Source organism: Spirillospora sp. NPDC052269 (genome assembly GCF_040679435.1).
Lineage (GTDB): Bacteria > Actinomycetota > Actinomycetes > Streptosporangiales > Streptosporangiaceae > Spirillospora.
On the sequence record NZ_JBFAUU010000007.1, the window covers coordinates 75,502 to 85,104 of the forward strand.

Consider the following 9,603-nt stretch of genomic DNA (forward strand, 5'->3'; position numbering starts at 1 on the left):
GCACCTGGGCGTCGGAGTCCAACGGGTTCATGACCGGCACCGAGGGGACGGTCGTCTACGGCCTCTCCAGCTGCGAGGATCCGGCCCGCGAGGCCGGGGCGGACGATCTTCCGGGTCACGCTGCCGGGACGTCCGCCGGGGTGACCCGCTCCGCCTGCTGCTCTTCCCGCCGGAGGCGCGGCCGGACCACGCCGAAGACGGCGAGGGCCAAGACTCCCGCGACGCACAGCTGCGCGAACGTGTCGCCGATGACGTCGTACACGGTCGTCCCGCCGCGGGTCGGGACGTAGGCGACGGTCGTCTCCGATCCGGCGGCGAAGGAGTCGCTGTATGCCAGCACCCGTCCCTGCCGGTCGAAGACGCCGCTCGTGCCTTGGCCGTCCTGCCGGAACACCGCGTACCCGCCCTCGATGGCGCGCAGCGAAGCCTTGCGGGTGTGCGCCTCGCCGTACTCGCGCCAGTCGTGCGACGGGACGAGGACGATGTCGGCGCGGATCCGCATCATCGCGGGGTAGTCGGCGTCGTAGCAGATGACGTTCGCGAGGCGTCCGTACGGCGTGTTCACGACCGGGACGTGGCCGTCGCCGGGCTTGAACGTCTCCGAGCCGGGGATCGGGTGCGCCTTCTGGTAGGTCCAGAGGACGGCGCCGTCCGGGCCGAGGAGCAGGGTCTCGTCCTTCCCGAAGGACGGTGCGGTCGCGCCGAACACGTTCAGGCCGATCTCCAGGTAGACGCCGTCGCGGCGGGCCTCGGCGCGGGCGGCGTCGATCGCGCCGCGCTCGTCGGACTCCCGCACGGACACGGCGTTCTCCGGCCAGACGATGATCTTCGCGCCGGCGGTCGCCTCGCGGCGGGTGCTGGCGAGCAGGTCGTTCTGCACCGCGAGCATCGCGGGCCGGACGGCCGCGTCGGGCGCGGTGGCGACGTCACGGCGTCCGCCGCCGACCGAGCGGATCGCGGCCTTCTGGGCGGCGCGCAGCTCCGGGCTCGGGCCGACCCCCGCGATCCGCACGGAGTGCTTCTGGTCGGAGAAGAACGCCAGCCGCGCCCCGCCGAACGAGACGACCGCCAGCAGCACGGCGGCGAACACCGCGACCGGACGGACGGCCCGGCGCGTCCGGTCGGCCCAGGCGAAGTTCGCGGCCGAGGCGGCCCAGGCGATCAGGAAGCCGATCCCGTAGGTACCGGTGATCGAGGTGATCTGGAGCAGCGGCAGGTTCCCGTACTGCGTGACGGCGAGGACGCCGAACGCCGTTCCGAACGGCGTGACCAGCGTCAACAGGAACTCGGACGCCGCGAGGGCCGCAGGGAAGACCAGCATCGCCGCCCACACGGGCAGCCTGCGCGTCAGCCACCGGTCCAGGACGTAGGGGATCGTCCGCAGCGCGCCGATCGCGACCCCGGCCGCGATGATCACCGGGCCTGAACCGATCGCGGACTCCCACGTCCAGAACAGGGTGGCGGCGATGTTCGCGGCCCAGATTCCGACGACGGCCGTCCAGGCGCGGCCCGTCCGGGAGAAGCGGAGGAGAAGGAGGGGGAAGATCCAGGCGGCGAGGGCGATGTCCCAGCGGCCGCCGACCGCGAGCAGCATCAGTGCGGTTCCGGAGAGGAGAAGAGCGGTTCTTTGCATGCCTTCAACGCTAGGTAGGCGACCCCTCACGACGCGTCCTCCCTGACGGCGAACTCGCGCGGGCCCCACGCAACCTTCGATGCGCCGCGCGGACGATGCGCCCCCGCGCCCGCGCGACCTAGGGTTGGCGGCGTTATGAGCACAGATGCCCTGGCCGTCCTGCGCGGCACACGACTCCGGCTCGCCGGGCGCCCCTGGCTGGTCGACGCCGCGCTCGGCGGCGGGCTCAGCCTGTTCGACGCGCTGGCGCTGCTGCTCGGCCGCGATTCCGCGCCGGGCCCGGCGGGCACGCTGCTGTGGGCGGCGCAGACCGTCCCGCTGCTGTGGCGGCGACGGTGGCCGCTGGCCGTCCTCGCCGCGATGACCGCCCTGTTCGCGCTGTTCGAGACGCTGGACCTGGTGCCCGGCAAGACCCCCGGGCCGTACTTCCTGATCTTCGGCGTGTACGCGGTCGCCCGGTACCGTCCGGTACGGGACGGCCTGACCGCGACGGTCCTGGCGCTCGCCGCCGCGACCGCCGTCGAGCTCGCCACCGGACGCGCCCAGCCGCCGCGTCCCGACTCCCTCAACCCGGACTCGGTCACGGCGTTCGCCGTGTACTTCGCCGCCGCGTTCGCGTTCGGCTACGGACGCCGCCGCATCGAGGCCGACACCCGCAGCCTGCGCGACCTGAACGAGCGGTTGCGCGCCGAGCAGGAGACCAACGCGCGGCAGGCCGTCGTCGCCGAGCGGGCCCGGATCGCGGGCGAGCTGCACGACGTCGTCGCCCACCACGTCAGTGCCATCGCCGTCCAGGCGCGCTCGACCGAGGACGTCCTCGCGGACGACCCGGACCTCGGCCTGAGCGGCGTCACGCGCATCGCGGAGACCGCCGACACCGCGCTCATCGAGATGCGCCGCATCCTCGGGCTGCTCTCGGTCGGCGGCGAGGGCGAGGCCGCAGAACCGTCGCTCGCGCACCTCGACCGGCTCGTCCAGGCGGCGCGGGCGGCGGGCTGCGCCGTCACCGTCTCGGCCGACGGCGTCACCGGTTCGGCGGACGGCCCGGCGGACGCGCTTCCGGCCGCGTTGCAGGCGTCGGCGTACCGGGTCGTCCGCGAGGCGATCACGAACGTGCTGAAACACGCGGGAACGGTCGGTGTCGGCGTCGTCGTCACGCGCGACGCGTCCGCGCTGCGCGTCGAGGTCGTGAACGGGCCGCCCGGCGACGACCACCGCCCGGTGCCGGGCTCCGGGCGCGGGCTGCTCGGAATGCGCGAACGCGTCACGGCGTTCGGCGGAACGCTGGAGACCGGCCCGGTCCCGGACGGCGGCTGGCGGGTCGCCGCCACCTTCCCCCTGGAGGTCGCGCGATGACGATCCGCGTTCTGCTGGTCGACGACCAGGACATGGTGCGGGCCGCGCTCCGCGCCGTCCTCGACCGCCGCGAGGACCTGACCGTGGTCGGCGAGGCCGCCGACGGGGAACGGGCGGTCGAGGCGGCCGTCCGGCTGCGTCCGGACGTGGTGGTCATGGACGTCCGGATGCCCGGCGTGGACGGCGTCGAGGCCACCCGCCGCATCCTCGCGGGCTGGCCGGACGACGCCGGACCGGCACCGCGCGTGCTCGTCCTCACCACCTTCGACCTGGACGAGTACGTGCACGCCGCGCTGCGGGCCGGGGCCTCGGGGTTCCTGCTGAAGAACAGCCCGGCCGAGGAGTTCGCGCAGGCCGTCCGGGTGGTGGCGGCGGGCGAGGCGATGCTCGCGCCCAGCGTGACCCGGCGGCTGATCGGCGTGTTCACGGCCCTGCCCGCGGGCGCGGACGCCGGAGCCGGACGTCCCACCGGCCGCGGCCGCCTCGACCTGCTCACCGATCGCGAGCTGGACGTTCTGCTGCTGGTCGCGCGCGGCCACTCCAACCAGCGGATCGCCACCGAGCTCGGCCTCACACAGGCGAACGTGAAGAGCCGGGTGAACCGGATCCTCGTCCGCCTCGGCCTGGAGAACCGCGTCCAGGCGGCGATCTTCGCCCACGAGGCGGGCCTCCTGACCGACCAGACCGACGAGCGGGCATAAGGCTTGGGCCAAGGTCCGGGCCGTCCAGAGTAAAAAGCTGGCCGGACAAGGACACACGGGCTTCACATATCGCCTGCTCAGGCGCACTCTCCAAGCATCAGGCAGTGGGGCGCCGAGCAAGCAGGGAGGCCCTCCGATGACCGTTCCAGTATCGCCACCACCACCCGCACCGCCGTTCCCGCTCCGCGTCGAGGGGACACCGGAGCCGACGCCCTCACGAGCCCTGTGGATCGTGAAGTGGCTGCTGCTCATCCCGCACTACATCGTGCTGTTCTTCCTGTGGATCGGGGTCCTGCTGGTGTCGGTCGTCGCGTTCTTCGCGATCCTGATCACCGGCCGCTACCCGCGCACGCTGTTCGACTACACGGTCGGCGTCCTGCGCTGGCACTGGCGGGTGAGCTACTACGGATACGGGGTGCTCGCGACCGACCGGTACCCGCCGTTCACGCTGGGCGAGGCCCCCGACTACCCGGCCCGCCTGGACGTCACCTACCCCGAGCACCTGTCGCGCGGCCTGGTCCTGGTCAAGTGGTGGCTGCTCGTGATCCCGCAGTACCTGATCCTGGCCGCGGTCAACGGCGCGGGCATGTACTCGTCCCGCATGGGGACCGGCTGGCACGCGCCGGGCCTGCTCGGCGTCCTGATACTGATCGTGGGGATCGCGCTGCTGTTCACGGCGAAGTACCCGCGCGGCCTGTTCAACCTGCTGATGGGGATGGTCCGGTGGGGCCTGCGCGTGACGGCGTACGTCCTGCTCCTCACCGACGCCTACCCGCCGTTCCGCCTCGACCAGGGCCCGACGGAGCCCCAGGGCTGAGGTCAGCGGCCTTCGAGGAGGCCGGCGGCGGTCAGGCGGGCGACGATGGCGTCGACGTCCGCCGCGGCGCGGCCCGCGGCCTCGGGGTGCGCCTCGACGAGGGCGCGCGCGGCGCCGGGCTCGGACGCGCCGTCCAGCAGCGACGTCAGGACGAGGTGCGCGGTCGCGTTGAGCTGCCAGTACTCACCCGTCCGGCCGTCGAGGAGGACGGCGGCCGGACGGTCCCCCTCCTCGGAGCCGGGGACGGGGACGAGCGTGATGTGGCCGGGCAGGCGGACGGTCATGCGGGTCTCCTCAGGCGGTCGGGTTCGAACGGGTCGGCGCGGATCGGTCAGCAGGGCGCGGATCGGTCGGCAGGCGCGGATCGGTCAGTCGGTGCGGCGGATGCGGCGGACGGCGACGGGCGCGGCGACGGCCGTCACCAGCAGCGTGAGCGCGAGCGTCGCGGTGACGGCGGGCAGCGCGGGGCGGCCGAGGGTCAGCGCCCGGACGGCCGCGACGCCGTGCGTCAGCGGGTTCACCTCGGCCACGACGCGCAGCCAGGACGGCAGGGACGTGACGGGCAGGAACGCGTTCGAGGCGAACATCAGCGGGAACATCGCCAGCCCGGCGGCCGCCTGCAGCGTGTCGCCGCGCCGGAACCAGCAGGCGAGCGCCATGAACACCCAGCCCAGCGACCACGCGACGGCCATCGAGACCGCGACGGCGAGGAGCAGGGCGAGCGGGCCGCCCCGGCACCGGAACCCGAACGCCAGCCAGGCGAGCCCGACCAGCGTCACCAGCCGGACCAGGCCGCGCACGAGCCCGGTGGCGCTCTGCGCGACCAGCACCGACCCGAGCCACAGCGGCATCGTGCGGAGCCGGGACATCAGCCCGCCGTTGAGGTCGTCGGTCAGCCGCGTCGCGGACTGCAGCCCCGTCTGCAGGGCCGTCGTCACCATCAGCGCCGGGACGAGGTAGTCGATGTACGGGACGCCCCGCGGGAACCCCGGCACGTGCGCGAGGCCCGAGAGCGCCTGGCCGAAGACCAGCAGCATCGGCAGCGGCTCGATCAGCGTGATCAGCAGGAGGCGGCGGTCGGACAGCAGCGTCCGGACGGCGTGGACGGTGAGAACGCCCATCTGCGTCGCGATGCCCGCGCCGCCGCCGCGCGCGAGTTCCCGGCGTTCCGCGGCCTGTTCCGCGACGGCCGTCATGCGACGTCCCGGACGGTGTCGTGGCCCGCGGCGAGGGCGAGGTAGACCTCGTCCAGGCCCGGTTCGCTGAGGGAGAGTTCGCCGGGGTCGATCCCGGCGGCGTCCAGGGCGCGCAGGACGTCGGTGACCTGCCGGGACGACGCGGCGGCGACGGTCAGCGTGCCGCGCGCCGGGTCGAACGCCGGGGTGATGCCGTCGGCGCGGAGGGCCTGTTCGGCCTGGACGGCGTCCGCCGGACGGACCGTCACCGAGCGGCTCCCCACCCGCGCCTTCAGCTCGCCCGGCGTGCCGGACGCGACGAGCCGTCCGCGCCGCAGGACGGCGACGACGTCGGCCAGCCGGTCAGCTTCGGCGAGGTCCTGGGTGGTCAGCAGCACCGCCGCGCCGTCCCGGGCCAGGCCCCGGACGACCTCCCACAGCGTCAGCCGGGACACCGGGTCGAGTCCGGCGGTCGGCTCGTCCAGGACGACCACCTCGGGCCGTCCGGTGAGCCCGGCGGCGAGGTCGAGGCGCCGGCGGGTGCCGCCCGAGCAGGCGCGCAGCGGCCGCTCGGCGAACTCGCCCAGGCCGAACAGGTCGAGCAGCTCGTCCGCGCGCGCGTGCGCGGCGCGGCGGCCGAGCCCGTGCAGGCGCGTGAGCAGGACGAGTGTCGCGCGCGGCGTCATCCGTTCGTCCAGTGCGGCGAACTGCCCGGCGACGCCGATGCTGCGGCGCACCCGGTGCGCCTCGGCGACCACGTCGAACCCTGCGACCCGGGCGGTGCCGGACGCCGGCCGGGCGAGGGTGGTCAGGATGTCCACGAGGGTGCTCTTGCCCGCGCCGTTGTGCCCGAGCAGGCAGAGGACCGTCCCGTGCGGGACGGCCAGGTCGACGCCGTCCAGCGCGGTGACCGCCCCGAACCGCTGGACGAGCGCCTCCGTCTCGATCGCCGCGCCCGCGGCGGGTTCGGTCATGACGCCTCCGGACGGGACGCGCGAACCTCCGGGAACAGCCGGAACAGGACCAGCCGGACGACCGTGTCGTAGTACTTGACCAGCGCGAACGCGGCGCCGATCCCGGCCGCCGCCGCGATCCCGGCGGGCGCCGACACCTCCGGCGTCCGGGTGGCCGAGAGCAGCAGCCCCGGCACCGCGAACCCCAGCAGCAGGACGTTCCGCAGGATCAGCGGGTAGCTCATCGCCGCGCTGTGCCCGCCGAAGCAGCCGCACTCGGCGAACACCCGTCCGCGCACGGCCCGCAGGACGACCCCGATGAACAGCGTCAGCAGGGCCGTGGCCAGCGCGAACCCGGCGAACGCGGTCGGCGGCGGCACGGTGAGCACGGCGGCCGACGCCTCCAGCACGGCGAACGACGCCGCGAGGACCGTGGTGGCGCGCCCGTCCCGCCTCGTCAGCGTCCGGACCGTCCGGACGAAGTTCCCGAAACCCTCGCCATTGCGGAGCTTGGTGTAGGCCGCGTAGCCGAACACGAACAGGACCGCGCCCTGCGCGAACGCGAGGGCCAGGGCCGCCGTCACCGCCGGCCCGCCGAGACCACCAGGACCTTCGAGAACGCGCCGACCTCGGCGTTCTCACCGATCGGACGGCCCTCGGCCTCGACCCACGCGTGCGCCTTGAACGGGTGCAGCCGCACGCCGGTGCACCAGTCCGGCCACGTGCCACCGAACCGGCACAGCAGCGCCGTCGCGACGGCCCGCTGGAGGCACACCTGCCCGGCGCACCGGACGCTGACCGAGACCACCGCCCGCCGCGCCTCGTCCGCCCGCGCCGCGCTCGCCGGGCGCGCGCGCCGGCTCGCCAGCGTCAGCACCCGGCTCAGCCGCGCGGGCGGCAGCGCCGCCACCGGACGCGCCACCGCGACCGCGACCCGCGCCGCGAGCCTGCGCCGCCACGGCACGCGCTCGGCGGACTCCAACGTCATGGGCATCGTCATGCATGTTCTCCTTCGCTCGTGCGGACGCCGTTCGTGGACACCGGCAGGGACCGCGCCCAGACCTCGCACGCGACCGTGCCGACCAGCGGCACGAACGCCAGGGCCGTCGGCGGCGGGACGGTCAGGGCGCGGCGCAGGGCGTCGAGGTCCACCAGGCCGCGCCGGGCCAGGTGGGAGTCCTCGAACAGGGACAGCAGGTCGGCGCGGTTCCGGCGGAGGCCCCGGTACGCCTCCGCGCTGTACTCCGACTTGGTCGCCCGGCCGAGGAACGGCGCGGGCACCAGGCCGCGGAGCGCCTCGGAGAGCAGGGGCTTGTAGCGGGTGAGGTCCACGCGGTCGCGCTGGCGCAGGGAGAGGACGGCCTCCAGGACGCGGTCGTCGATGTAGGGGGCCTCCCAGGGCATGCCCGCGACGCGCGCCGCGTGCCGGACGGTCGCGCCGCACGCCCGGACGTCCTGGATGATCGAGTGCTGGGAGCGTCCGGGGGACAGCGGGACCGCGTGCCCGGCCGCCTCGCGCAGGGCCGTGCGGGCCGCGTCGACCGCGTCGGGCGTCGCCCAGGGCGGCATCAGCCCGCCGAGACCCCAGTCGAACGCGGGCGCGGACGCGGCCGTGCCCAGCGGCGAGGTCAGCCCGCCCGCGGACGCGGCGAGCCACTCCCCGAACGAGGCGTTCGCCCACAGGCCGCGCAGCATCGGGCCCGTCCGCCACCGGAACAGCGCGCGGTGCGCCCGCAGGTGCCGGACGGCCGCCAGCGGCCTCCGCCGGACGAGTTCGTGCAGGTGGACGGGCTTCGACAGGAACAGCTCGTCCCCGCCGTGCCCGGTCAGGTGGACGCGCGACCCCCGCTCGGCGACCCGGTCCGCGGTGGCGAGCAGCGAGGCCCGCGTCCGGATCCACGCGTAGGGCTCCTCCAGGTCGTCGGCCTGGGCGAGCAGGCCGGAGAACCAGGCCGGGGTCGTCCCGCGCTCGAACACCAGGTGGTCGCCGGGCAGCATCCGGGTGGCGCGTCCGGCCCAGACGCCATCCTCCTCGGCCGGGTCGGTCCCCTCCATCCGGGACGTGACCAGCCGGTCGGCCTGCTCGGCGGCAAGGAAGCACAGGCTCGTGGAGTCCATGCCGCCGGACAGGTCGGCGCTGACGACGCCCGCGCCCCGCACCCGCGCGCGCACGCCGTCGCACAGCCCCTCGCGCACGAGGGCCGCCGCCTCCGGCAGCGCGAGATGCGGTTCGGGCGGCTCCCACCAGCGGACGACCCGTCTCCGCCCGTCCGGGCCGATCTCCAGCGCGGTGCCGGTGGGCAGGGAGTCGATGCCGTGCCACAGGCTCTCCTCGGAGAGCGGCCAGGGAGGCCAGGGCGCGATCAGCCGGGCGGCGAGCAGCTCGTCCCGGACGGCCGCGCCCAGCCCCCTCACCAGCGGGTCGGGCCGGTCGGACGCGACGACGACCTCGCCGACCCGCGCGTGGAACACCTGCCGCGCGGACGACAGCGACCCCTGCACCCACGTGCGTCCGCCCATGCTGACGACCAGGTGGAAGCAGCCGCCGAACGCGCGCGCCGCCACGGCGACGTCACCCGGCGTGCGAGCGCGTGCGAGGACATGGGCCAGCGCGCGGACGGTCGCGGTCGACGGCCCGAGCATCACGGCGGCCCGGTCGCCGAGCACGGTGTGCCGGACCTCGCCCAGGGCGAGGTCCCGGTCGCCGAGGATCCAGGGGCGTCCGGACGGATGACGGAGCAGGGGGGCCGGGGCGTCCGCCGCGAGGGCGACGACCGCGTGCCCGGCCGGATGGTCGGGGAGCACGATGAAGCGCACAGGTGATTCCCGGGTCAGGTGAAACTGGCCGACGCGTTTCGGTGTGAACTCGGAGCTCATTTTCCGTGGCGGAGGCGCCGACAAGCACACCCAGGCCCTGAAGGTCGACAAGCTGGACCGCGGCGAGAAGCTGCGCTCGTCCCTGCACGAC

At 74.7% G+C, this 9,603-nt stretch carries 10 protein-coding genes; 3 read left to right on the forward strand and 7 right to left on the reverse strand.

The genetic code is table 11. From position 1 onward, the window contains the following. Positions 1–115: 115 nt before the first annotated feature. The gene (locus AB0L06_RS16470; protein WP_500231841.1) at positions 116–1,633 is read right to left on the reverse strand and encodes a nitrilase-related carbon-nitrogen hydrolase; all 1,518 of its coding nucleotides are present in this window, start codon (positions 1,631–1,633) and stop codon (positions 116–118) included. A gap of 135 nt (positions 1,634–1,768) precedes the next feature. On the opposite strand from AB0L06_RS16470, the gene AB0L06_RS16475 reads away from it, so the two are divergent. The 3 genes from AB0L06_RS16475 to AB0L06_RS16485 all read left to right on the forward strand — a co-directional run bounded on the left by AB0L06_RS16475 (position 1,769) and on the right by AB0L06_RS16485 (position 4,507). Beyond that, positions 1,769–2,989, forward strand: coding sequence for a sensor histidine kinase (locus AB0L06_RS16475; protein WP_500231842.1), 1,221 nt, complete (start codon positions 1,769–1,771; stop codon positions 2,987–2,989). Next, entirely contained in the window at positions 2,986–3,690 is a 705-nt protein-coding gene (locus AB0L06_RS16480) for a response regulator (protein WP_500231843.1), read from the forward strand. Before AB0L06_RS16475 ends, AB0L06_RS16480 begins: the two co-directional genes overlap by 4 nt. A gap of 136 nt (positions 3,691–3,826) precedes the next feature. After that, entirely contained in the window at positions 3,827–4,507 is a 681-nt protein-coding gene (locus AB0L06_RS16485; protein ID WP_500231844.1) for a DUF4389 domain-containing protein, read from the forward strand. Positions 4,508–4,509: 2 nt separating this feature from the next. Here the strand turns inward: AB0L06_RS16485 and AB0L06_RS16490 are convergent, their stop codons facing one another. The 6 genes from AB0L06_RS16490 to AB0L06_RS16515 all read right to left on the reverse strand — a co-directional run bounded on the left by AB0L06_RS16490 (position 4,510) and on the right by AB0L06_RS16515 (position 9,452). Beyond that, positions 4,510–4,791, reverse strand: coding sequence for a lasso peptide biosynthesis PqqD family chaperone (locus AB0L06_RS16490; RefSeq protein WP_500231845.1), 282 nt, complete (start codon positions 4,789–4,791; stop codon positions 4,510–4,512). Between the two features lie 84 nt (positions 4,792–4,875). After that, the gene (locus tag AB0L06_RS16495) at positions 4,876–5,703 is read right to left on the reverse strand and encodes an ABC transporter permease (protein WP_500231846.1); all 828 of its coding nucleotides are present in this window, start codon (positions 5,701–5,703) and stop codon (positions 4,876–4,878) included. Beyond that, positions 5,700–6,656: an ATP-binding cassette domain-containing protein gene (locus AB0L06_RS16500; RefSeq protein WP_500231847.1), complete on the reverse strand. Its 957-nt coding sequence runs from the start codon at positions 6,654–6,656 to the stop codon at positions 5,700–5,702. Before AB0L06_RS16500 ends, AB0L06_RS16495 begins: the two co-directional genes overlap by 4 nt. After that, positions 6,653–7,219 carry a MauE/DoxX family redox-associated membrane protein gene (locus AB0L06_RS16505; RefSeq protein ID WP_500231848.1) on the reverse strand — a complete coding sequence of 189 codons (567 nt, stop codon included), beginning with the start codon at positions 7,217–7,219 and terminating at the stop codon, positions 6,653–6,655. Before AB0L06_RS16505 ends, AB0L06_RS16500 begins: the two co-directional genes overlap by 4 nt. Continuing rightward, positions 7,216–7,635, reverse strand: coding sequence for a lasso peptide biosynthesis B2 protein (locus AB0L06_RS16510; protein WP_500231849.1), 420 nt, complete (start codon positions 7,633–7,635; stop codon positions 7,216–7,218). The genes AB0L06_RS16505 and AB0L06_RS16510 overlap by 4 nt, the downstream gene beginning before the upstream one ends. Continuing rightward, positions 7,632–9,452 carry an asparagine synthase-related protein gene (locus AB0L06_RS16515; protein WP_500231850.1) on the reverse strand — a complete coding sequence of 607 codons (1,821 nt, stop codon included), beginning with the start codon at positions 9,450–9,452 and terminating at the stop codon, positions 7,632–7,634. The genes AB0L06_RS16510 and AB0L06_RS16515 overlap by 4 nt, the downstream gene beginning before the upstream one ends. Positions 9,453–9,603 lie beyond the last annotated feature (151 nt).

Excerpts from the sequence above, each read along its gene's own strand:
- AB0L06_RS16475 (WP_500231842.1), top strand. The coding sequence starts at position 1,769 with ATGAGCACAGATGCCCTGGCCGTCCTGCGCGGCACACGACTCCGGCTC.
- AB0L06_RS16490 (WP_500231845.1), bottom strand. The coding sequence starts at position 4,791 with ATGACCGTCCGCCTGCCCGGCCACATCACGCTCGTCCCCGTCCCCGGC.
- AB0L06_RS16470 (WP_500231841.1), bottom strand. The coding sequence starts at position 1,633 with ATGCAAAGAACCGCTCTTCTCCTCTCCGGAACCGCACTGATGCTGCTC.
- AB0L06_RS16480 (WP_500231843.1), top strand. The coding sequence starts at position 2,986 with ATGACGATCCGCGTTCTGCTGGTCGACGACCAGGACATGGTGCGGGCC.
- AB0L06_RS16500 (WP_500231847.1), bottom strand. The coding sequence starts at position 6,656 with ATGACCGAACCCGCCGCGGGCGCGGCGATCGAGACGGAGGCGCTCGTC.
- AB0L06_RS16495 (WP_500231846.1), bottom strand. The coding sequence starts at position 5,703 with ATGACGGCCGTCGCGGAACAGGCCGCGGAACGCCGGGAACTCGCGCGC.
- AB0L06_RS16510 (WP_500231849.1), bottom strand. The coding sequence starts at position 7,635 with ATGACGATGCCCATGACGTTGGAGTCCGCCGAGCGCGTGCCGTGGCGG.
- AB0L06_RS16485 (WP_500231844.1), top strand. The coding sequence starts at position 3,827 with ATGACCGTTCCAGTATCGCCACCACCACCCGCACCGCCGTTCCCGCTC.